The following is a 21,522-nucleotide window of genomic DNA, read 5'->3' as shown; positions in this document are numbered from 1 at the left end:
TGAAATTTTCAAATGTGCTATGGTAAAAACTAGATTTAAAAAAAGGAGTGGATTTATTTGCCAACGAACAAAAAAGAAGGAATTATTTTTACTACACTGATGTGCTTTTTAATGGTTTTGGGAATGAGTGCGTACAACCTGCTGATTCACCAAAGCTTTACACTAGCTGCTTTGCTCACTGGTTTAGTCCCAGGATTTGTGGTTGCTTTCATTTTGGATGTTTTCGTAGTAGGCGTTTATGCCAAGAAGCTTGCCTTTAAGCTGCCGATCAATCGGGAAAAGAAATGGCAGGCCATTATTGCCATTTCCTCCCTAATGGTAATTGGGATGGTTACCTTCATGTCTTTATTTGGCGTAATGATGGAAATTGGATTGACTAATCATTTATTTTCCGACTATTTAACAGCTTGGAAAATGAACGTTATCGCAGCGTTGCCGTTGCAATTATTGTTTGTGGGTCCCTTCTCTCGTATGATTTTGCAAAAGATTCAAGCAACGAATGAGGAAACACCCGCAGTCAGCTAAAACAAAACGGACAAATCGAAGCCTTTAGACTGGCCAGATTTGTCCGTTTTATTTTACTGATGTACATTCTTCTATCAATAGTGCTTTACAGCCAGTTTTTTCAAGCGCCTTTTTGGTAGTTTCACCAATCACAACCAGTTCCATCGGCAAATAGTAGCGTTGATAAACTGAATAAAACCGTTGCCATGCAGAAGGGCTGGTAAGATAAACGCTTTGGATTGCTGCTTCTTTTAACAGATGATCCAGCTTTAACTGGTTGTCTGGTAAAAACAGGTTTTCATAGGCGACAAAGCTGTATACCTGATAGGTGTCTTCAAGCATTTGTTCCAGCAGATTATCTGCCAGCTGACTTTTAGGATAAAAGATAGTGGTTTGCTTTGGATACAACGCCATCCACTCCTGCAACATCCCTCGCTTGGTTTCCTTAGAGCTGACAAAGGCTGGTTCAAACCCCATCCTCCGAACAGCCTCTGCTGTTTTCTTCCCAATCACTGCTATATTGACATCAGGCAATGCCTGGGATAAAACCTGCGGAACCGCTGCCTGACTAGTAAAAAATAGCCAGCTGCTCAAATGAAGCTGCGTCAAGGCCTTCTCTGTTAACGGCAAGATCTGAATCGAAGTTAACGGCAGCACCATTGTCCGATAACCAATTGCTTCAAAAAATGCCTGATCGGCTTCATTCAAACCTTCTGCACGTGTCAGCAGTATTGTTTGCTGGGGACCAGCTCCTTGATTGCTTGCTTGGCTAAAGATAGCGGATCGCCTCCTGTCAATCGAATCCTAGCACCTTCAGCTTCTAAATCCTCTGCCAAAAAACCATAAAATTCCCAGTCCTTCGATAATCGATTCGCAAAAGCGCCAATCGGAATTTCGCAATTGCCATCCATCTGGCGCAAAAAATAGCGTTCAGCCTCTGCAGCTAAATGCGTGTCAGGGTCACTGACCTGAGCCAACAGCTGCTGCAGCTCAACATCCTCCTTGCGACATTCAACACCTAAAGTTCCTTGTCCCACTGCCGGCACACATTCAGCTGGAGAAAGAATCCGATAGGCCGGCAGCTGATCAAAATAATTCATACGCTCCAAACCAGCACAGGCCAAAACAGTTCCATCCATGTTCTCAGTGACCATTTTTTTCAGTCTGGTTTCAATTTTTCCGCGAATAGGTACTATTTTTGCATGGGGATAAAGTCTGCTGATTTGCTTATTACGTCGAATGCTGCTGGTACCAATAATGATTTCGTCCTTAGCAGTTAGCCCCGTTGGCTCTGTCAAAATCAGGCAATCATAAGGCATAGCCCGTTTAGGCGTTGCTGCTAAAACTAGATCCTCAGGCAGACGCGCCGGTAAGTCCTTTAAGCTATGTACAGCAAAATCAATCGTCTTTTGCTGCAGCTGATATTCAACTTCCTTAACAAAAACACCTTTTCCACCAATCTGGGTTAAAGGGGCATGCTGCATCCGATCTCCTTTAGTAGAAAGTCCGACAATCTCAATTTCTAAAGGACAGATTTTTTTCAATTGATCAACTACCAGCTGCGTTTGGCGCATGGCTAATGGACTTTTCCGCGTGCCTACTCTTAAGGTCTTCATTATTTTCCCTCTATCTTCATTATTCTTCTACGATTATAGATGAGCTGTCTTTGTTTTCCAACTCTTTCCCAGCAGGCTTCATGCCTACTTTGAAAGCTAAAAAGTACATGCCGGCCAAAATGACTCCACCACCGACTAGATTACCGGTCCATACAAATACCATGTTTTGAGCAAATTCGCCGATGGTTGCTCCGCCAGCTAAGATCCCTGCGGCAATTAAAAACATATTCGCTACCACGTGTTGATAGCCAGCAATGACAAAACCGGCGACTGGCAGCAAGGTACCAAACATTTTTCCAACAAAATCACGAGCAGCCATATTCATGTAAACACCCGTACAAACTAAAATATTGCAGGCAATTCCTGATAAAAAGGCCTGCAGTGGTGCATCCGCTGTTCGTCCCTGTGCAACTGCTATCGTGCGTTCTACAAACGGCCCCTGCAGCGTGTTGGAAAAATAGCCGAAGAAAATCGCTACTGCTACTGCACCTACTAAATTAAACAGCGTAACCAAAAACATATTACGCGCCCATTGCTTTATCGTAATTTCCTTTGCATACAATGCCATGCTAACCGCCAACATATTGCCAGTGACCAGTTCACCACCAACCAGCAATAGACAAATAAGTCCAAAGGGAAAAATTAATGCACCCATTAAATTGACGAAGGTTCCCCACTCTTTTGGCATCGACCCCATCGTGCGAATCATTGCTACGCCGGCTAGTCCAATAAATACACCCGCCATAATTCCTAATACTGCCGTTGTTAGAAAGCTGTAATTTGCCTTGGCTTTTCCGCGAGCAATCGCTTCATCCACTAACTCTTTTGGTGATAATGACATGCAAAACACTCCTACTAATTATTTTTTAACATCTATTTTCTTGGCTTTTTTGTATCACTTCTTTTGTTCAATTTTCGTAAACAGCTTTTGCTTGTTCATCAATGAACAATACTTGGCGAAAGGATTGCTCTGACAAATAACGTTCGCTGATTTCGTCAAAGCGCCGATCTCGCTGCTCGCCCACCTGATGCCACCAAATATCGGCACCTTGACTCGTGAAGGAAATCAACTCCTCTATGGTTGGTGTTTTTGAGGCGACCAGCAGCAGTCGTTCTCCAAACCTCGGCAGTTGGTCAAACCAGCTGAATTTTATTTCCGCCTTTACCGATTCACCAATGATCGCCATTGCTGGATTCTTCATTCCTGCTTGGGCTATTTTGGTTTGAATCGTGGTAAAGTCACCCACTACTTTTTGCTGACGGCCATAGGTTCCCCAACTAATTACGGCAATATCAGTGTCGGTTGGAAAGCCTTGCTTCTGCAAGTGTTCAAGAAATTCAGGCAATGCCCCCATTCCCATATACAAACAAATCGTCTGCTCCTGTCCAAAGACTGGGAAGGTCTGCTGATCGTCATTCTTTAAATGACCGGTCATAAAGGTTACCGAGCGTGCCTTGCCGCGTTCAGTCAGAGAAATCCCACTATAAGCGGCAGCTCCGCTGGCAGAAGTTATTCCTGGGACCACTTCAAAGTTAATCTCGGCAGCAGCCACGGCCTCCAGCTCTTCTGTTAAACGACCAAAAATCACTGAGTCGCCGCCTTTCAAGCGGACGACTCGTGGATAATTTTGATGACTTTCAATTAAGCATCGGTTAATTTCTTCTTGCTTCATGGTGTTTTGATAAGGTGTCTTTCCTACATAAATGAACTGACAAGTCTGTTTACAATGGAACAGCAGCAAAGGATTGACTAAACGGTCGTAAATAACCGCGTCAGCTTCCTGCAAAAGCCGCTGCCCTTTAACTGTCAACAATTCAATATCGCCAGGTCCAGCTCCGACAAAAGAGATCATCGCTACACCTCTACAAAAACATCATCGTCAATCACTTCAACCGGATAAACCCTCACTTGTCCTTCATCCGGCTCTTGAATGACGCCATCCACTAACGAAATCTTGTATTCTCGCATGGGCTCATACAAGTATTCACCAGAAATGATCCCTTCTAAAACAGGTGCCTTAGTCAATGGACAGTAGTCTTCAATGGCAAAAATGCGCCCATCGGTGACTTGGAAAATAGCAATTTTTTGATCCTTCAGGACGACCGAGCGGCCAACCCGAGGGATTAGTTTTGATTTTTTAGTGGCTAATACGCGCATATTATTCACCCGCTCCTACTAGTTCTGGTTTTTCGATGGTATACATTTTCTCACGTAAATCAACATCTTTGGTGATTGGTCCCCAGGCATCCTTGCGTCCTTTGGCCGCAATGGCTTTGTTTAAGCCTTCCCATAGCTCTTTACGTTTTTCAGCATCTAACAAGACCGTCTTCACGTTTTCAAAGCCCATGCGTTCTACCCATGGTGCTGTACGTTCCCCGTAAATACCAGTTTCTCGATAGTATTGCAGCATTGCGCCGCAAAGATCGACTACTTCATCTTCCGTCTCAGCCGTCACTAAGTGTTGTGCTTCAACCAATTCAGTCCCGCCATTTCCGCCGATCATGATTTGGAAACCATTCTCAACCCCGATAATTCCGAAGTCTTTCACTGCTGATTCGACACAGCTTCGAGGACACCCTGAAACGCCAACTTTAAATTTATGGGGTGTATCAATGTATTCGAAGTTTTCTTCAATCCGAACACCCAGCTCCATTGTTTTTTGAGTACCAAAGCGACAGAAGCTTTGACCAACACAGGTCTTTACCGAACGGAACACTTTGCCGTAGGCTTGAGCAGCAACCATATCCAGCTCTTCCCAAATTTTTGGCAAATCCTCTTTTTTTACACCGTACAAACCAATCCGTTGAGAACCCGTTACTTTTACCAAGGGTACCTGGTAGCGTTCAGCAACTTGAGCCAGCTTCATTAACTGCTGAGGAGAGGTCTGTCCGCCGCGCATTCTTGGTACAACTGAGAAAGTGCCATCTTTTTGAATGTTGGCATGCATCCGTTCGTTGGCAACCCGTGAATCTCTTTCGTCTTCATGCTCTTCTGGCCAAGCAACGTTCAAGTAGAAATTAACCGCAGGTCGGCATTTCGAACAGCCCTCGGGATTGCGCCATTCCAACGCTTCAAACACTTCACGTGTACTAGTTAAGTGCTTTGCATAGATTTGGGTAACGACTTGATCCCGATTCAAATCGGTACAGGGACAAATCCCAGTAGCGGTCGTTACAGCATCACCTAATTCATACTCCAGCAAGGTTTGAACCTGCGGCTTACATTTTCCGCAAGACGTCCCAGCCTTAGTTACTTTCCCAACTTCAGCAACACTAGATAAGCCTTTTTCACGAATTGAGCGTAAAATTGTTCCTTTATCTACCCCGTTACATCCACAGACAGTTTCGTCGTCTTCCCACTCAAGAATGTCCTGACCCATACCAGCACCTTCGCCAATTGCCTGCAGCACGGCAATAGATTGCAACTCTTCAATCGTCTGCCCTTTTTTCATCATGTTGTAGTAACGACTGCCATCATCTGTATCGCCGTATAGAACAATCCCCTGAATCTTGCCGTCTTTTAGGAAGATTTTTTTGTATTTACGGGAAGCACTGTCGAAGGCCTCGATGCTGTCCATACCTTCTGTGTTTAAGATATTCCCAGCTGAATACAAATCTGCACCGGAAACCTTTAACGAAGTAAAGGTTTTAGATCCTTGATATGCCTTAATCTCTGGCTGATCTGTCAATACATCTGCTAAAATTTTTCCTTGTTCAAATAGTGGGGCAACTAAACCATAGCAAGTGCCGTTGTGCTCCACACATTCCCCCACACCGTAAATATTCGGCAGACTGGTTGCCATGTAATCATCAACCACAATCCCACGATTAACCTTTAGACCGATTTCGCGAGCCAGCTCAACTGCTGGTCGAATCCCAATTGACATGACAATTAAATCGGTTTCGATTTCAGTCTCATTAGAAAAGCGCATTCCACTTACACGCTGATCCCCTAAAATCTCTTGCGTACTGTATTCCATCAAGAATTTCAAGCCTTGATCCTCCAGCTCAGCCTGCAAAAGCTTGCCAGCCTTTTCATCCAGTTGCGTTTCCATCAACCATTTGGCTAAATGAACAACTGTTACATCCATGCCTTGCTCCTGCAAGCCCTTTGCTGCTTCCAAACCTAAAAGGCCGCCACCGATTACAACTGCTTTTTTGTATTTTGCAGCCGCAGCCAGCATTTCAGCAGTGTCATCAATTGTCCGAAATGCCACGACACCTGCTTTATCCGCTCCAGGAATGGGCAGAATAAATGGATGTGAGCCAGTTGCTATAATCAATTTGTCGTAGGGAATAGTTTCACCAGACTCAGTTGTAACAGCTTTCGCTTCAGTATCCACACCAACTGCGGGATTGTTGTTAATCAGGAAAATATGATTTTCTTCATACCAATCCAAAGGGTTTGTGATGATCTCATCAACGGTCATCTTCTTTTGCAAGACATTTGACAGCATAATACGATTATAATTGGGATATTCTTCGTTGCCGATAATCGTAATTTCGTAACGTTCGGGATCGCGATCCAAAATTTCCTCTACGGTTCGGACACCTGCCATCCCGTTCCCGATAACAACTAAACGTTCTTTCATTCATTTCCACCTCAACCTGCTTATTGTTTGTTCATATCCTCACAATAAAGGAAAAGCTGGACTATTTGTATTAGGGAATCCCCTATTTATTGATCAAAAAAATCGAAAAAATTTGCAAAAACAGCCGGATTTTGTAATTCATTTGGTTTTTTTGCAAAAAAAAAGACGCTAGCTTTTCGCTAACGACTTTAAGAAGGCTTGTACAGCTGTTCTCAATTTTTTGGATTTCTCTGGTGATTTACCACCAGTGGTAATGGCTACCCCCACGTCACCTTCTTTGACAAGGGCCATGTTGAAAAAGTTGCTGCGACTTTGCTTAGTCGTATCATTGACTAGCTGCTGCGGTGTTGTTTCCTGCAAAATCTGTTGATTAACTGCTTCATTGTCGGTACAAATAAAAATCAGCTGAAAGCCTTTTGTGTCCCCTGCTTGAAAGGGGCGCCTCTGCAAAATAATTTTTCCAGCTTTTTCCAAATTTACCAACGTATCTGTTGCTTCGGCAGCAACCACAACGGGGCGACCGCCCTCTTCTACCAGCCCTTTTATCTTGCGGGTAGCAATTTTGCCGCCCCCAATCACTAATATATCTAATCGACTTAGCTTAATCAGGATTGGATACATGCGACTTCCTCTAATCGTTCAACAATTGCCGCTTCTAAAGCTGGCTGATCCTGCAAGGTTGGCAGCAAATCATCAATCGAACCTCGGTCCTGCAGAATTTCATCTTTGATTTTCTTCGCTAAATAGCCTTCTGTTAAAAATAAACGCTGGATAATCAAAGGCTCTGAATGTTGCAAAAGGACTTCCTGGTACGTGTGTTCCCCGTGGTAATGCGCTGGATAAACCGCTTTGCCAGTCGCCTGAGAAACTTTTTCCGCCAGCTGTTGTAATTCCAAATAAGGCTCCTCATAATGAGGAGTTCCATGAGCAATCAAGAGAACCTCGCCAGTCAGAGCAGATAGCTTTACCTGCTGAATGAGGTAATCATTGACGGATTGAGTAGTTCCCAAGGTAGCTAAAATGCGGTAAGTCCGTTTTCCTTCTAGCTGCCTTGCTGCTCGTTGCGGCAAATCTTCTTTCGCATGGGTTGCTGGAAACAGCAATACCGGCAAAAAGATAATCTCTTCTACCTGTTTTGCCAGCAAAGATTGAATCGCATTCTCCAATGTTTGTTGCTCCCCCTCTAGTAATCCAATTTCATAGGGACAGGTTAAGCGGGGGCCTATCTTTTCGATTAAAGCCAAATTAGCCGTTGAAAGCTTATTTTTTCGTCCATGCAACACAAATACAATTCCCTTCATGGCTGCTCCTCCTAAAAATCAATTAAGTGATGTCTCAAGCTGTACTGAAGCAAGCTCGCATAGCTCTCCAGTTGCAGCTTCTTGCGAACATTGGCCTTGTGGACCTCGACTGTCTTCACCGAAATAAATAAGCGTTCGGCAATTTGTTTGTTGTTATAACCTAAAGCTACCAGCGGCAGGATCTCTTTTTCCCGCTTGGATAGACTGCCATACAGCGGATCTTCCTTTTCTAAGGCAATTTCACTCAGGGCTTGCTCCGTATAACCATCATAATACCGTTCCCCTTGAAAAACTGCACGAATCGTTTCAATTAACGTTTCATCATTAGCCGTTTTTAATAGAAAGCCGTCCGCCTGAGCCTCTAATGCTTCCCTTACATAGGAGCGCTCATCGTGCATGGTCAAAACAATCACCTTCACATCGGGAAAGGACTCCTTCAAACGCTTTGTAGTCAGCAGTCCATTTTCCCCCGGAGGCATACTAATATCAATTAAAACCACATCTATTTCATTGCTTTCAACGGTCATAAACACTTCATGGCCGTCAGCAGCATCGGCAACTACTTCCATATCCGGCTGCGCATTTATCAAAAAGGCCAGTGCATTGCGGATCATGGCGTGATCATCTGCGATTAAAATCCTCATCGTTTTCTACCCCTCCTTCAGCGGTACCTGCATCTGAATAACTGTTCCCTGATTGGGTTGGGAATGAATGACCAGATTGCTGCCGATCGAATATGCTCGTTCCTGCATATTCACTAGTCCAAAACCGCTCTCCTGCTGAGCCATATCGAAGCCTGCCCCCTCATCCTGGATTCGGACAGTTAGCTGATTTTTCGCAAAGTCTAGCGTTAAGTAAATCATATTCTCCCCTGAATACTTCATGGCGTTGGAAACCGCTTCTTGAATAATTCGGTAGATAGCTATTCGAACAGGCTCGGTCAGCGGCTGCTTATTTCCACTAACTGTTAGATCAATGTCGAAACCTGTCATTTCAGTCGTGCGTTCAATGAACTGCTCCAGGGCTTGAATTAAGCCAAATTCATCAATTGTCATCGGCCGAAGATCGCCAGCCAAATGCTTGATTTCATTCAACACCTCGGAAAAATGTCGATCCAGGGCTTTCATTTTTTGCGGCTTTTCCTCGTCAACAGCCCATTTTAATCCTCGGGTCTCCAACATTAAGCTATAAACGCTTTGAGCTATTCCATCGTGCAGGTTTTGGGCAATTTTCTTCCGTTCTAGCTCACGAACATTGTTTAAGTATTCAAACAAGGAGCCTTTCTTCTGATCAGCAGGCCGATTCTGAACCTGCAGCACTAGTTGTCCATCGGTACTGTCCACCCTGCCCCAAAACTCCTCTGACCTGCCGCTTTTAGTCAACAAGACAAAAGGAAAGCCTGCCGGCGAAACATTGCCTTCCAACGGACAGTTTAAGCATTCATCTTTAGTGCTATGCAAGGCACAGCCCTGTCCTCGACTGATTTCCAACACAGATTGCAGTTTAAACTGGTAGCTGGTTTCAATTTCCTGAGCTTTTTGTGTTTTGGCGATCAGCTGGTCGCTCTTATCCACCAGCCAAATCGCTTCTTGGATATGGTTAAATAGTGTTTCATTTAGCTGAAGCAATCGGTTTTCACTTCCTTAATCGTTGGCTAAGTTCTGCGGCAGCCGTTTCCAGCTGTTGTCTTTCAACAGAAGAAAATGAGTGGTCCGTTCGATACCCGCTCATTAAAACAGCTTCTACCTCGCTATGATGCATAACGGGTACAGCTAAAGCCGTCTGCAGCTTTTCTGTTCGGGCGATTGGATACTCCACCAGCTTATCCGGCTGCTGAAAAATATGTTCATCCAGCTGGGTTCGGGCCGTTTTCCAAACCATCCCTGCAATTCCTCGACCAACCTGCAAACGAATATTTTTGTAGGCTTCACTGCGATTTCCGGCAACCTGCATCCAGCGTATTTCCTTCGGAGCATCTTCCGCTGCTGCATTCATGGCGATCCCAAGGAAGTCACATCCCCACTTTTCACGATAAGCTGTTACCCATTCTTTGAGTGACTCCATCATAACTACTCCAATTCCCTATATTTTCTTTAACCACTTGTAGTTTGTTATTCATTTCACTATTATAGAGGCAATGATTCAGTATCATCATACCAGAAGTTTAAGAAAGGTGCGTGAAAAAATGCAGAAGAATGTTTCCCTGCCGAACTTGATTTTGATTATTACAACAACGGTTTATTCCTTCTCTAGTATGGCAACAGCCTTCTTTATGTTAGGAAGCCGTTCACTAATCTGGTTTTTTATTAGCGCTGCCTGCTATTTTATTCCTTATGCCTTAATTGTTGCACAATATACAAAAAAATACGCGCAGCGCTCTGGATCGATTTATGATTGGCTGAAGGATTCTCTCTCGCCCAAAGCGGCTTTTGTTACCGCCTTTTTATGGTACTGCAGCTATTTTATCTGGATGATCAGCTTATTTATGAAACTGCTGATTCCGTTGTCTCTTTTACTTTTTGGTCAGGACTTGACTGGAAAAATCGACTGGCTGGGATTGCCGCCGCAAATATGGTTGGCCTTCTTTGCAGTTTTAGCAGTCTTTCTATTAACAAGCTTAATTAATCGCGGCTTTCAGACGATTTTATCCTTTCTGAAGCTTAGCAGTTATGCCATGATTGGCTTGCTTTTGTTGTCCTTATGCAGCAATCTGACGTTGATTTTGCTGCAACCAAATCAGGTAGCGGCAAATATTTTGCAAAGCCTGCATGCTCCTAGTTTTTTTGCGGGGACCAATGAACATTTTTTATCCCAGCTGCCTTTTTTTATCTTTTCAATCACTGCATTTGGCGGTTTGGACACCGTTGCCAGCTTGGCTGATCGCACGAAAAAAAGCCGAACTCGTTTTCCTAAAGCGATTGTTTACAGTGCTGGTCTGATCTTTTTACTATATTTTGGTGGAATTATCTTATGGAGCGCTGCAGCTAATTTGGAGCAGCTGAGGAGCGGCGACCAAATGCATTTAGGTAATCTGATGTATGGTTTGATTGGGAGTACAGCTCATTCTTTAGGTGAGGCTTTGCAGTTGAACAGCAATCAAAGTCAGCTGTTGCATCAATTTTATATTCGGTATACAGCCTTTACTATGTTTGTTTCTTATATCAGCCTGCTGTCATCAATTATTTATGGTCCGCTGAAAAGCTTGATTCAAGGTACACCCAAGGAGCTTTGGCCGCAAAAATTGACACGTTTAAACAAGCAGCAGATGCCTGCGAAAGCTTTATGGGTTCAGTCGCTGCTGTTGGCTGTATGTATTTCAGTTCTTTCAATGAACCATTTCTTTGTGGCTGATTTGTTTAATCAGCTAACATACATGACGAATGTCTCTCGGGCACTGCCTTACTTTATCGTTGCTATGAGCTTTCCCTTCTTTCTGCGAAAGGGCATGGTTCAGCCTGACGAGCTGCTGATTCGGCGAAAGAAGATCAATTATACTCTTTCCTTAAGTGTTTGTGCCTGTATCTTTTTAGCCATTGCTTTTCAGGTCTATGAACCATTGAAGGTAGGGAATTATCTGAATTTCTTAACTTTAATTGTCGGTCCACTACTATTTGGTGGACTAGCCAGCTGGATTTATCAGCGCTTTGAACGAAAACAAATCGCATAGAAAAAGAGGAATCGCTCACTGCGATTCCTCTTTTTGCTCTTACTTATGCATGTATTCGTAGATCGAATTCCCTTGAATCAGTTGTGGAAGAATTTGATCCGAATCTTTGACAGATACTCCCTTTCTTTCTAGGAAAGCGAGAAATTGCGGTAAAAAATCCTGTGCATTTGCTGGCAGATCCAATGAATATTTTTCCTGTGCCTTTGTTAACACTGATAAGTAAAAAGGGTCCTTATTTAGATCAATCGGTGAGTAGCGCTCCCGTATGATGTAAGCAATGTCTACCGATTCAATCATTTCATAGGTTAAGCTTGTTTGGTTACTCTTTTTTTTGATTAATTGCAGAACCAATTTAAACGGATTGCTGGAAAAGTTCTCTAACGTGATCCTCTGCTGATGAATCACCCAATAATCATCCACCAATGCTGGTAGATTTGCTAAGGTGATCAGTACAATTAAGACGATTATTACAATGGAAATTCCCAGTGAAATCCCTAAAAGCGGCAGCATCATGAAAAATATCAGCCAGATAAACCAAAACTTTCCTGGACTTGCTTTAAACATTCCTTTGCCTACTACATAGGGCTTTTTGAAAAAGGGACTGCCCTGAACCAGCTCATCTAATGAAACATTGTAAAGATCACTCAATAAGATGAGATTATCGATACTAGGAACGGCTTCGCCATTTTCCCACTTGGCAACCGCTTGGCGTGATAGATATAATTGATCGGCTAATTCTTGCTGAGTCCAATTTGCTTCTAGACGCCGCATTTTTAATAATTGATTGATTTGCATTCTGGTCACCTCCTACTATTAGTGTACCAAATCCCGTCAAATAGGCACGCAACTGTTGGTTGCCTGTTAAAATTCCAGAGAAATCCCCCACAATCCGGTGTATTTACTTCTAGGATTTTACCTAAGAATTCTCTGCAGTTCATTTTTATCCAAACAGAGACTATTTACTTCTTTTCTTAAAAGGAACCAAATAAAAAAACATTCTTCCATTTCGAGTTTTATCAAAAAAATTTATAAAAAAACAAAGAAAAAAGATAATCGACTCCTGAAATCTCCTATCATCCCGTTATTTACAACCATCCCCCGTTTTTCTGTTTTTTGGTATAAATATCACTGAAACGATATGGATTTAATTATATTCAACAAGTATTTTCAAAAAAATAAAATTAGATAAAAGTTTTACTTGATTATTACAAATCAGTTGTTTTATAATTGTAAACGAATTACAAAGAAGATTGGGGATGTAAGTATGAAACTAGGCTATAGACAACTAATGACGATGAAACCCGCTGGGCTCGCACAACGGTTCTGGGACTTTTTTGCGGAAAATGATGAAAGCGCCTACCTTATTCAGTGCGCACTTCTTGTTCAAATTCGCAATTCATTGTCGCCGACAGATTTTTCTTTCTTAGCTAAAGAGTTAATCTGCCAATTGTTTCTAGAAGGTTCTGATCTTCAAGAGGTTAAGGAGTTATGTGTTTATTTTCGTCCTTATTTTACTGATAATGAGTGGCAGAAGGTAACGACCCGCCTGTTTCCAACCCCTAAAGAACGTGCCAAAATTACCGAGCAAGCTCGCTTATATACTAAAAAGTTTCCTTTGCTGTATTCAGGTGAAAGAGAAGTGCAGACCAAGGCTAGTCTGCTTGCAACCTTTATGGATGAAAATGGCAAAAAACACAGTTGGACCACGAGCAATGTTGACCCAAATCTAACCTCTCAACAGCATGAGGAGTATTTGTCGTTGTTAAGTACCTTAACCATTCTCCAAAAGGATGGCGTTCGCCGCTTTGTGTCATTGGTTGAAGTGAATTACAGCCTTTTTCGTACAAGCATCGCCCGTCGTACTCAGGAAGAAATCGATGAACATCAAGCAAAAGTCAATGATCTACCACGAGTAAACACTATCGGACAGGCTGTGGCTCAACCAGAAGAGCAAGCGCTAGCTGACAATATACAAGAACTATCAGAGTCCTCAGAAAAAGTTTCTCAGGCAGCCAAAACGGGTACAGCGAAGCCGCGAGAAAATCGAACCAGTCAGAAAATCCAGAAGCAAGCGCCACAAAACAAACCTGTGCCGCCAGAAGCCGATTCCTCCGAAGAATTGAATGATCCTGAAAGTGTTGCCGCCTATCTCAATCAGCTGAAAAGAAAAGCAGCTGGTAATCCACCTACTAGAGAAGAGCGGAAGAAACAAAATCAGATAAATAAGGCGTTGGGTAAGAAGAAGCGGCGGCGGAAATAGCCAACAATAAGTTGCCTTGTTTAGCTGGAATTCATACAAAAAACGCATAACCAATCGCTTGATTATACGTTAGAGGATTAAACGAGGATTTCGTTAAGGACCATTCGAGCTTTCAACTCCGTCAAGATCGCTTGTGATACACCAAAGCTGCGCAAATAATTTTCCACTGTTCCATAATGCGAATGCAAATAATCCAAGGCTTCTTCAATGTAATTCGGCAAAGAGTAGGACATCTCAATCGGATAGCTTCCGTGTGTCTGCTTAAAGCTTGGATTTGCCTGAAGGTAAGTATGGGTGATTTGATAATTAGCGATAATATCCGCTTGCGAAACACCGGCTAATTCTAATAGAAAAGCCGCAACAATTCCGGTACGGTCTTTTCCAGCGGCGCAATGAAACAGAATGCAGCCTTCGCTTTCGGCAAACGCTTCAAAAATTTTTACCAAGCTTTCCGGATAGCGTTTTAAGCAATCCACATAAAAGCTGCCCATGGAATAATTCATTTCTTTGGTAATGTCCTTAGTAGCATCTGCAACATTGCCAGTCACTAAAGGAATATGCAAATTCTGAATAAGCGGAGAGTGCGGATTCGGCGACTCGCTCACCTCACTATCGCTGCGTAAATCAACAATGGTTCGCACACCATAGTTTTCTAAAAAGGTTACATCCTGCTGAGTTAAGTCCGACAAGCTGTCACTGCGTAAAAATTTATGGAAATGGGTAGCGCCCTCTTTTACAGGATAGCCTCCCAGCTCCCGAGTATTAAAGCTGCCGTCTAACGGCAAACGTGTATAATTTATCATATGCTGCTCCTATCTAATTGCTTTTTTAATCTGTCCAATCAGCAGTTCCACGGTGATCATGGTCACAAAGATGACTACTATGATCGTGGAGATTTTAGCGTACTCATATTTGCCAATCGCACGTGTTAATACCATCCCAATACCACCAGCACCTACCATCCCTAGAGAGATTGATTCCGCAATATTGGATTCTAGTCGAATGGATGTCCAAGACAAAATCGGATTGGTCAAGCCTGGCAGTAAGCCTTCCGTGATCAGCTGCAGCCAACCGGCACCGGTAGATTTCATCGTTTCGATAATTGCCGGGTCCTGCTCTTCAATGGAACTGATAAAGGACTTGGTTAAGTAACCAGTCGTTGGAAAAATCAGACCGACAACTCCAGCGGTGTTCCCAAAACCTAAGCTTGCTACAACAATCAAAATCCAGATTAATGCTGGGACTGCCCGCACAATTCCAACAATCCCCTTGATTAAGCCTGCCAACAGAGGATGGGGTGTTGTGTTGCTGGCACCTAAAAAGCTCAAAGGAATGGAAAGAACAAAACCTAAAGCCAAACCGGCCACTGCCATACATAGAGAAACAAACAATTCAGAAATAATTGTTCCCAACTCCGAAAAATCTAAGGCAAAGAATTTAGGTACTACCTCTCCAGCTGACTCAAACCGGCTAACAAAGGTTTTAACATCCAACTTTAAGAAATACAGACTTGCTGCAAATAAACTAATTAATCCCAGTCCGACGATAAGGGTTGTTACCTTTTCTCGTTTACTGGATACTGCTATTTTTGCTTCCATAAGCTCCTCCTACCTCACAAATCGCCGCAAACGATTCACGACAAATTCCGTTGCCAGAACCATCAGCACCAAAATAATAATCAGCGATAGAGCTTCATGGTATTTGAACAGCCGAATATTGGTTTGAATCATGATCCCGATACCGCCAGCTCCTACCATTCCCAGAATCGATGATGCCCGAATATTGATTTCAAAAGAGAATAACGTCCAGTTAATCCAGGAAGGAATAAACTCTGGAATCAGACCATGAAACAAAATCTGTGCATACGATGCTCCGCTAGCCCGTAATGCTTCCAGCTTACTGCCGGCAATTTCATCAATCGAATCCGCATAGGAGCGTGCCAAGAAACCTAGTGTCGCAATAATCAAAGCCAACAATCCTACCATATTGCCTATTCCAAAAATGTAGACCAGCAGCGATGCCCAGACTAGCACGGGAATATTTCTTAAAAAGGAAATGAACACCCGTACCGCAATCCGTACCCAACGAAAGGGATTGGTTTGCTCTGACATTAATAAGCCAAAGACAAAGGCCAAAATTGCTGAAAAATAAGTCCCCACTACCGCAAAAAGAATCGTTTCAATAATCAGCGGCACATAGGTAGGCAGCTGGCTAAAGTTCGCTGGCAGGAAATTGGTCAAAAAGAAGTGCAAGAAACTAGGAAAGGCTAGCAAAGCCTCGATCACATTCACCCTTAAGTAAGCAAAGGCAAAAATGACGACTGCCAAAATACTCACATACTTCATAATTGCTGAAAACTTCCGCTGGTCAGTTAAAACGACCTTGTGACTAGATTTCTCCATAGGCCAAGCTTCCTTCCCCCATCACCGAAGCCGTTTTCTGCAGCCTCATTTGTTCTTCCTTGCCTTGATAGATCATTGCGGTTGTTTGATCATCCAGTTCCTCTGGCTTGCCATCAAAGACGACTTTCCCTGCTTGAATCCCAATAATACGTGTCGCATATTTTTTAGCAAAATCAACCTGATGCAAATTTACAATACAGGTAATGCCACGTTCCATCGTTACCCCCTGCAAGTGATCCATTACAATATTGGCGGAATTGGGGTCCAAGGAAGCAATCGGTTCATCTGCCAGAATCAGCTTAGGATGCTGCATAATTGCCCGGCAGATGCCGACCCGCTGCATCTGTCCACCTGATAAATCATTGGCTCGCTGATAAATTTGCTGACCCAGCCCGACCTTCTTTAATAAATCCACGGCTTCCTGTTTATCACTTTCAGGATAGAGACTAAACAAACTCTTGGCGAAGGAGATTTTCCCCAGCCGACCATGCAGCACATTCTTGATTACGTTTGTGCGCCCGATTAAATTATAGTGCTGGAAAATCATGCCGATGTCTGAACGCTGACGCTTCAATTCGCGTCCTTTGATCTTTTCCATATGCGCTCCATCGAAAATAATTTCGCCTTCTGATGGATCAATCATGCGATTAATTGAACGAATAAATGTAGACTTTCCCGCTCCCGATGGTCCGATCACTACAATAAACTCACCTTTATTAATGGTTAAATTGATCTCTTTCAACGCATACTTTTTCTTGTCATAGGTTTTGCCTACATTTTTTAATTCCAGCAGCTTTTCGGTCATTATTCTGTCTCCTCAATGTTTAAGGTTTCAACCATTTCTTTTACGACGTCGTAATCTTCATCCTTGGCTTCCACAAAACGAACATCTTTACTACCATATAAGGTTTCAAAGTAGTCGCCATTTTCATAATTTAAGTAGAAGTCTTTGATTTTGTCCTTCATTTCCTGCGGCAAATCTGCGCGGATCACAAAGCATGCATTCGGAATAACATCTGTTTCGCCAACGATTCGAATATCATCTTCCTTCATCATACCGGCTTCCACCAGTTGAGGAATAATCTGCTCTGCCACAGCAGCTGCCTCATAGTCGCCTTTGATAACGCCCATGATACTAGAATCATGTTTACCAGAATAAGCCACGGTTTTAAAGAAGTAATCCGGATTTTCCAGTTGATCTGGATCAAGGTCTAAATCATTAACTAATTTTGATTTAGGGAACATATAACCAGAAGAAGAGGCTGGATCAACAAAGGCAAAGGTTTTCCCCTTCAAATCCTCCAAAGACTGTGTTTCTTTGTCATCCTTGTTCACGATAAACACTGTTCGGTAAGGCTTTTCACCCATCGAAGTGGTTGTTACCAGTGGTTCAACTCCCGCTACTTTTTTAGCTTGGTAATAGCTCATCGGGGTAACTAACAAGACATCTAATTTACCTGCCTTCATGGCCTCAATTCCGACCGAATATTCCGCTCCCTCTAGTTCTTCTATCTCGATTCCTAATTCTTTTTCCATATCCTTGCGAAATTCGTCATTCTTGGTTCCTGCGTCAGGGTTCGTTTCATCTGGCATTTGGACAATGGTTAATTTATCTACTTCATCTGCAGCTGTCGCCGATTGATCGTTCCCACAGCCAGTCATAATTGCTAAAGTCGTGCCGCACAATAGTGCCAGCATTGCTACCTTCAATTTTTTCATTACTCAAACTCCCTTGTTTTAAGTTTCAGTAGTATACCACTGAACAATTGTAGTATACTGTTGATGGGGAGCAGGAATCATCAAGATTCCGTTGTTTTTTTGTAAATTCTATGTAAAGGAATGAATGTCATGACTCAATCGATTGAATCCAGTGCTTATCAGGAGATCAAACAGGCGATTCTTTTTGGCAGGATTGAACCTGATGAAATTTTGTCCGAGGCTTCTTTGTCGAAAAAGCTGGGACACAGCCGAACGCCGATTCGCTCAGCTCTGAAACAGCTGGAGCAAGAAAAGCTGGTAGTTTACAAGAAGAACCGCGGCGTGGCTTTGCGAGAAGCCAGTGTGAAGGAAATGGTGGATGTAACTCAAATTTGTGTCGAATGGATGATTCTGGCTACAAAAAACGCCAAAACGGGGTTAAGCATGCTAGATGTGGAAGCTATTCAGGAAAGATTGTCAGCAGCCAAAGATTATCGCGCAGCTTTAGACTATGTTCAGTACATTAATCAAATGCCTAAGGTTTACACCAAAATCATGGAAGCAGCCGGTAACGAGTTATTGATCCCTACCTATGAAAATCTGTGGGCCCGAGTGATCAGTACCTCTTTGTATCGCAAAATGGCTGATCCGCAAAATTCGCCAAAGAAAACCATCAGCACCGTTCAATTCTTTCAAGAATATTTGCAGCTGATTGAGAAAAATCAGTTCGATCAGGCGATTGCTAAATTGGAGGATTATCAAGAATACGCCAATCATCAAATTCTGCACTACGGCACCCTTTAGAAAAATCAAAAAAAGGTCGAATGATTCGGTACTCTTGCAAGTATCGAATCATTCGGCCTAGTTACGCTAACCTATCCATTGCCTGCTGGATTTCCTTCAAGGCTTCTTCATCTTGTTCCATCTGCTGCAATTCCTTCAAGTTCTCTAGCCAAACGTCAGCTTCCTTCTTCCCCAATCGACCAATTGCCCAAGCTGCCGTTCCCCGAATCACTGGACGAACATCTTCCTTGGCTACCTTGAACAACTCTGGCAAAGCCGAGCGATCCCCTAAGTTAGCCAAGGCAATAATAGCATTTCGCTGCAGGGGCTTCTTGCCGCGCCAGGAACCGGCTAAATGGCCAAATTGCTGTTTAAATTCTTTGTTGGAAAGACTCAGCATTGGCTTGAGTTTAGGATAAACTGTATCAATCTCCGGCTCCATTTCTTGATGAAAATGAAAATCCTTCCCTTGATTGTAGGGACAAACCAGCTGGCAAATGTCGCAGCCGTAGATAACATTGCGCATTTTCTTACGGTATTCCTCTGGCATCATGCCTTTGGTTTGCGTTTGATAAGACAGACAACGCTGCGCGTTCATTCGTCCATCGCCTAATAAAGCTTTCGTCGGACAGGCTTTAACACAACGCATACACTCACCACAGCCGAAAGGAATCGGCTGATCCACTGCAAATTCTATATTGGTAATAATTTCACCTAAATAAACAAAAGAGCCGAACTCCTCTGTGATCAACAAACCATTGCGTCCAATGAAACCTAAGCCCGCACGTTGCGCTACCGAAACATCAATTAATTCACCTGTATCTACCTGCGGAGCAAATCGCCACTGCGCTTCCTGCTGCAAGGACTCCGCTTCAGACTGGATAAAAGCAATCAGCTTTTGCAGGCGATCGCGTAATACATCGTGGTAATCAATCCCCCAAGAAGCCCGGGCAAACATGCCGCGTTTTTCATCCCGTGGAATCTCTTCTTTTGCTTTAGTCGGATAGGCTAAGGCAATCGAAATAATCGTCTTCGGATTTTCGAAGGTACGCTCAGGGTAAATACGTTCTTCAATTACCGGATGCTCAAAACCGGAAGTATAGCCCCGCTCTTTTTGCTCCTGCAGGGATGCTTCTAGTTCGGTAAACGGCTCCGCTGAGGCAAAACCGATTTTATCAATCCCCAGATGTTGACTTTCGGCGATAATTTTTTCTTTAAGGGTCATAGCAAGCTCTCCTCCCTCTGCCTCTATTATAACGGAGCATACAAATTTTTACGAAAAAATGAGTACCCGCTGCGGCATTTGCCAAACAGAGGATACCCCTTTTGTTATGCTTCTCTTTTTGCTTCCAATTCCTGTTTAATTTGCGGATAAATACTATCCAGCTGATAGAAAAGCATAGTCACAATTGAACCGATAATCAGCAGCAAGGGGATGTACCCATACATTGCTTTAATTGCTAAAACTGCCTGTGAACTTTGAGCAGCTGCTCCTGGTGTGTAATTCCCCCACGCTAATAATGCGCCTGCAATCCCACCAGATAGGGCTTGAGCAACCTTCCCTAAAAAACCGTTGATCGCTGAAAGGGAACCCGAAACGTTCACCCCAGTTTTCCATTCACCGTAGTCCACCGGATCAGCCTGCATGGAGAAGTAAATACTTTCCTTCACCCCATAGCCAATCGCTGAAACAACCGATCCTGAAAGGATGACCCCATGATTGATATCTCCCAGTAAAATAATCACGATGCCTAAAGCCTGTATGATCGACGCAGAAACATATAGATTGCGCTTGCCAAGTCGTTTGGCCAGGAAAGGTACAAAAAAGTTCGCTACCATTGGAACAATCGACATAATGGTTGCTACCGAAATTGATAAAGCCCGACTGCCTACTACTACCGTGTAGTAATAAACCAACGCACTCGTTTGGATAAAGAATCCCGTCCACATAAAGAGAATATTTAAGGCAAAAATCAGCCACGGTTTATTTTGCTTCAAACTGGTAAAAATCTCTTTTACCGAAACCTTTTCTGCTTTGGTGGCTGCCGTTTCCCGAACACTGAAGAAGGTAAAGAAAAACAGCAGACAGCCAATCACACCAAAAATGGCCATAACAATTTTAAACCCAACGGCTTGATTGCCCTTGCCAAAGTAATTCACTAATACCAAAGCAGAGGAACTAACCACAGTTGCCCCCATAAAGCCGAAGAATTTTCGTGAAGTCGACAAAGCCGTTCGTTCCTCAGTATCGTTAGTTAAGCTGGGAAGAATCGACGCCATCGGTACATTGACAACGGTATAAGCCAAGGAAAGTCCAAAGTAAGTAATGTAAGCATAAATCAGCTTGCCATTAGCCGATATATCTGGCACGTTGAAGCAGAGAAAAGCAAAGAGAGCAAAGGGAACCGCGCCAAAAAGAAAATACGGACGTGACTTGCCCCAACGAGTATGGGTGTGATCAATTAAATAGCCAACCAGCAGATCAGTAATCCCATCCACGAAGCGGGTCAAAATAAACATCAAGCTAATCGCTGAAGCGCTCAGCTGCATAATATCTGTGTAAAAAAACAGTAAATACAGCGAAATCATCTGCCAAATTAAATTACAAGCTAAGTCAGAAACACCATAACCAATTCGCTGCTGCCATTTTGAGATAGGTTTGTCCGTTTGCCCGCTCATTTTCAAAGACTCCATCTTCT

The 21,522-nt window shown here is 43.2% G+C and carries 23 protein-coding genes; 4 read left to right on the top strand and 19 right to left on the bottom strand.

Annotated features, from left to right (window positions below):
- Positions 1–57: 57 nt before the first annotated feature.
- On the top strand, positions 58–525 hold the full coding sequence (locus IGI46_RS08575; RefSeq protein ID WP_429973239.1) for a DUF2798 domain-containing protein: 468 nt from the start codon (positions 58–60) through the stop codon (positions 523–525).
- Between the two features lie 48 nt (positions 526–573).
- On the opposite strand, the gene IGI46_RS08570 is transcribed toward IGI46_RS08575, so the two are convergent.
- From IGI46_RS08570 to IGI46_RS08520, 11 genes are all read right to left on the bottom strand, one after another.
- Positions 574–1,212, bottom strand: coding sequence for a uroporphyrinogen-III synthase (locus tag IGI46_RS08570; RefSeq protein ID WP_429962910.1), 639 nt, complete (start codon positions 1,210–1,212; stop codon positions 574–576).
- Positions 1,213–1,226: 14 nt separating this feature from the next.
- Positions 1,227–2,120 carry a hydroxymethylbilane synthase gene (gene hemC / locus IGI46_RS08565; RefSeq protein WP_429973238.1) on the bottom strand — a complete coding sequence of 298 codons (894 nt, stop codon included), beginning with the start codon at positions 2,118–2,120 and terminating at the stop codon, positions 1,227–1,229.
- 19 nt (positions 2,121–2,139) lie between these two features.
- Positions 2,140–2,961: a formate/nitrite transporter family protein gene (locus IGI46_RS08560; protein WP_207701511.1), complete on the bottom strand. Its 822-nt coding sequence runs from the start codon at positions 2,959–2,961 to the stop codon at positions 2,140–2,142.
- A 67-nt stretch (positions 2,962–3,028) separates the two neighbouring features.
- Positions 3,029–3,973, bottom strand: a complete 945-nt coding sequence (gene cobA, locus IGI46_RS08555; RefSeq protein ID WP_429962908.1) for a uroporphyrinogen-III C-methyltransferase — start codon at positions 3,971–3,973, stop codon at positions 3,029–3,031.
- 2 nt (positions 3,974–3,975) lie between these two features.
- Entirely contained in the window at positions 3,976–4,278 is a 303-nt protein-coding gene (locus IGI46_RS08550; protein ID WP_207701509.1) for a nitrite reductase (NAD(P)H) small subunit, read from the bottom strand.
- Position 4,279: 1 nt separating this feature from the next.
- Positions 4,280–6,712: a nitrite reductase large subunit NirB gene (nirB, locus tag IGI46_RS08545; RefSeq protein WP_429962907.1), complete on the bottom strand. Its 2,433-nt coding sequence runs from the start codon at positions 6,710–6,712 to the stop codon at positions 4,280–4,282.
- A 168-nt stretch (positions 6,713–6,880) separates the two neighbouring features.
- The gene (locus IGI46_RS08540; protein ID WP_207701507.1) at positions 6,881–7,333 is read right to left on the bottom strand and encodes a precorrin-2 dehydrogenase/sirohydrochlorin ferrochelatase family protein; all 453 of its coding nucleotides are present in this window, start codon (positions 7,331–7,333) and stop codon (positions 6,881–6,883) included.
- Positions 7,318–8,013, bottom strand: a complete 696-nt coding sequence (locus IGI46_RS08535; protein WP_207701506.1) for a sirohydrochlorin chelatase — start codon at positions 8,011–8,013, stop codon at positions 7,318–7,320. The genes IGI46_RS08540 and IGI46_RS08535 overlap by 16 nt, the downstream gene beginning before the upstream one ends.
- Positions 8,014–8,024: 11 nt before the next feature.
- Positions 8,025–8,657, bottom strand: coding sequence for a response regulator transcription factor (locus IGI46_RS08530; RefSeq protein WP_207701505.1), 633 nt, complete (start codon positions 8,655–8,657; stop codon positions 8,025–8,027).
- Between the two features lie 6 nt (positions 8,658–8,663).
- The gene (locus tag IGI46_RS08525; protein ID WP_429962906.1) at positions 8,664–9,641 is read right to left on the bottom strand and encodes a sensor histidine kinase; all 978 of its coding nucleotides are present in this window, start codon (positions 9,639–9,641) and stop codon (positions 8,664–8,666) included.
- A 7-nt stretch (positions 9,642–9,648) separates the two neighbouring features.
- Entirely contained in the window at positions 9,649–10,077 is a 429-nt protein-coding gene (locus IGI46_RS08520) for a GAF domain-containing protein (protein WP_429962905.1), read from the bottom strand.
- A gap of 121 nt (positions 10,078–10,198) precedes the next feature.
- On the opposite strand from IGI46_RS08520, the gene IGI46_RS08515 reads away from it, so the two are divergent.
- The gene (locus IGI46_RS08515) at positions 10,199–11,680 is read left to right on the top strand and encodes an amino acid permease (protein ID WP_429962904.1); all 1,482 of its coding nucleotides are present in this window, start codon (positions 10,199–10,201) and stop codon (positions 11,678–11,680) included.
- A gap of 39 nt (positions 11,681–11,719) precedes the next feature.
- Here the strand turns inward: IGI46_RS08515 and IGI46_RS08510 are convergent, their stop codons facing one another.
- Positions 11,720–12,475, bottom strand: a complete 756-nt coding sequence (locus tag IGI46_RS08510; protein WP_429973237.1) for a helix-turn-helix domain-containing protein — start codon at positions 12,473–12,475, stop codon at positions 11,720–11,722.
- A 469-nt stretch (positions 12,476–12,944) separates the two neighbouring features.
- Between IGI46_RS08510 and IGI46_RS08505 the strand changes: the two genes are divergently transcribed.
- Positions 12,945–13,940, top strand: a complete 996-nt coding sequence (locus tag IGI46_RS08505; protein WP_429973236.1) for a hypothetical protein — start codon at positions 12,945–12,947, stop codon at positions 13,938–13,940.
- A gap of 77 nt (positions 13,941–14,017) precedes the next feature.
- On the opposite strand, the gene IGI46_RS08500 is transcribed toward IGI46_RS08505, so the two are convergent.
- Genes IGI46_RS08500 through IGI46_RS08480 form a run of 5 tightly spaced genes read right to left on the bottom strand, consistent with a single transcriptional unit; the run spans position 14,018 to position 18,061 of the window.
- A complete protein-coding gene (locus IGI46_RS08500) occupies positions 14,018–14,743 on the bottom strand; it encodes a tyrosine-protein phosphatase (RefSeq protein ID WP_429973235.1) in 726 nt (241 codons plus the stop codon).
- Positions 14,744–14,752: 9 nt separating this feature from the next.
- The gene (locus IGI46_RS08495) at positions 14,753–15,538 is read right to left on the bottom strand and encodes a PhnE/PtxC family ABC transporter permease (RefSeq protein ID WP_207701499.1); all 786 of its coding nucleotides are present in this window, start codon (positions 15,536–15,538) and stop codon (positions 14,753–14,755) included.
- Positions 15,539–15,547: 9 nt separating this feature from the next.
- A complete protein-coding gene (phnE, locus tag IGI46_RS08490; RefSeq protein ID WP_429973234.1) occupies positions 15,548–16,342 on the bottom strand; it encodes a phosphonate ABC transporter, permease protein PhnE in 795 nt (264 codons plus the stop codon).
- Complete coding sequence (gene phnC / locus IGI46_RS08485; RefSeq protein WP_429973233.1) at positions 16,329–17,147, bottom strand: phosphonate ABC transporter ATP-binding protein; 819 nt, start codon at positions 17,145–17,147, stop codon at positions 16,329–16,331. Before phnC ends, phnE begins: the two co-directional genes overlap by 14 nt.
- Complete coding sequence (locus IGI46_RS08480) at positions 17,147–18,061, bottom strand: phosphate/phosphite/phosphonate ABC transporter substrate-binding protein (RefSeq protein WP_429962899.1); 915 nt, start codon at positions 18,059–18,061, stop codon at positions 17,147–17,149. Before IGI46_RS08480 ends, phnC begins: the two co-directional genes overlap by 1 nt.
- Before the next feature lie 129 nt (positions 18,062–18,190).
- On the opposite strand from IGI46_RS08480, the gene IGI46_RS08475 reads away from it, so the two are divergent.
- Entirely contained in the window at positions 18,191–18,844 is a 654-nt protein-coding gene (locus tag IGI46_RS08475; RefSeq protein WP_429973232.1) for a GntR family transcriptional regulator, read from the top strand.
- 61 nt (positions 18,845–18,905) lie between these two features.
- Here IGI46_RS08475 and queG read toward each other — a convergent pair whose 3' ends face one another.
- Positions 18,906–20,048, bottom strand: a complete 1,143-nt coding sequence (gene queG / locus IGI46_RS08470) for a tRNA epoxyqueuosine(34) reductase QueG (protein WP_429962898.1) — start codon at positions 20,046–20,048, stop codon at positions 18,906–18,908.
- Between the two features lie 104 nt (positions 20,049–20,152).
- The gene (locus IGI46_RS08465; protein WP_429962897.1) at positions 20,153–21,502 is read right to left on the bottom strand and encodes an MFS transporter; all 1,350 of its coding nucleotides are present in this window, start codon (positions 21,500–21,502) and stop codon (positions 20,153–20,155) included.
- Between the last annotated feature and the right edge of the window lie 20 nt (positions 21,503–21,522).

This window comes from Enterococcus sp. AZ163 (assembly GCF_050498925.1).
Classification (GTDB): domain Bacteria; phylum Bacillota; class Bacilli; order Lactobacillales; family Enterococcaceae; genus Enterococcus_A; species Enterococcus_A ferrettii.
This window is presented reverse-complemented; position numbering and strand designations above follow the sequence as displayed.

Excerpts from the sequence above, each read along its gene's own strand:
- hemC (WP_429973238.1), bottom strand. The coding sequence starts at position 2,120 with ATGAAGACCTTAAGAGTAGGCACGCGGAAAAGTCCATTAGCCATGCGC.
- IGI46_RS08560 (WP_207701511.1), bottom strand. The coding sequence starts at position 2,961 with ATGTCATTATCACCAAAAGAGTTAGTGGATGAAGCGATTGCTCGCGGA.
- cobA (WP_429962908.1), bottom strand. The coding sequence starts at position 3,973 with ATGATCTCTTTTGTCGGAGCTGGACCTGGCGATATTGAATTGTTGACA.
- IGI46_RS08550 (WP_207701509.1), bottom strand. The coding sequence starts at position 4,278 with ATGCGCGTATTAGCCACTAAAAAATCAAAACTAATCCCTCGGGTTGGC.
- nirB (WP_429962907.1), bottom strand. The coding sequence starts at position 6,712 with ATGAAAGAACGTTTAGTTGTTATCGGGAACGGGATGGCAGGTGTCCGA.
- IGI46_RS08540 (WP_207701507.1), bottom strand. The coding sequence starts at position 7,333 with ATGTATCCAATCCTGATTAAGCTAAGTCGATTAGATATATTAGTGATT.
- IGI46_RS08535 (WP_207701506.1), bottom strand. The coding sequence starts at position 8,013 with ATGAAGGGAATTGTATTTGTGTTGCATGGACGAAAAAATAAGCTTTCA.
- IGI46_RS08530 (WP_207701505.1), bottom strand. The coding sequence starts at position 8,657 with ATGAGGATTTTAATCGCAGATGATCACGCCATGATCCGCAATGCACTG.
- IGI46_RS08520 (WP_429962905.1), bottom strand. The coding sequence starts at position 10,077 with ATGGAGTCACTCAAAGAATGGGTAACAGCTTATCGTGAAAAGTGGGGA.
- IGI46_RS08515 (WP_429962904.1), top strand. The coding sequence starts at position 10,199 with ATGCAGAAGAATGTTTCCCTGCCGAACTTGATTTTGATTATTACAACA.
- IGI46_RS08510 (WP_429973237.1), bottom strand. The coding sequence starts at position 12,475 with ATGCAAATCAATCAATTATTAAAAATGCGGCGTCTAGAAGCAAATTGG.
- IGI46_RS08505 (WP_429973236.1), top strand. The coding sequence starts at position 12,945 with ATGAAACTAGGCTATAGACAACTAATGACGATGAAACCCGCTGGGCTC.
- IGI46_RS08500 (WP_429973235.1), bottom strand. The coding sequence starts at position 14,743 with ATGATAAATTATACACGTTTGCCGTTAGACGGCAGCTTTAATACTCGG.
- IGI46_RS08495 (WP_207701499.1), bottom strand. The coding sequence starts at position 15,538 with ATGGAAGCAAAAATAGCAGTATCCAGTAAACGAGAAAAGGTAACAACC.
- phnE (WP_429973234.1), bottom strand. The coding sequence starts at position 16,342 with ATGGAGAAATCTAGTCACAAGGTCGTTTTAACTGACCAGCGGAAGTTT.
- phnC (WP_429973233.1), bottom strand. The coding sequence starts at position 17,147 with ATGACCGAAAAGCTGCTGGAATTAAAAAATGTAGGCAAAACCTATGAC.
- IGI46_RS08480 (WP_429962899.1), bottom strand. The coding sequence starts at position 18,061 with ATGAAAAAATTGAAGGTAGCAATGCTGGCACTATTGTGCGGCACGACT.
- IGI46_RS08475 (WP_429973232.1), top strand. The coding sequence starts at position 18,191 with ATGACTCAATCGATTGAATCCAGTGCTTATCAGGAGATCAAACAGGCG.
- queG (WP_429962898.1), bottom strand. The coding sequence starts at position 20,048 with ATGACCCTTAAAGAAAAAATTATCGCCGAAAGTCAACATCTGGGGATT.
- IGI46_RS08465 (WP_429962897.1), bottom strand. The coding sequence starts at position 21,502 with ATGAGCGGGCAAACGGACAAACCTATCTCAAAATGGCAGCAGCGAATT.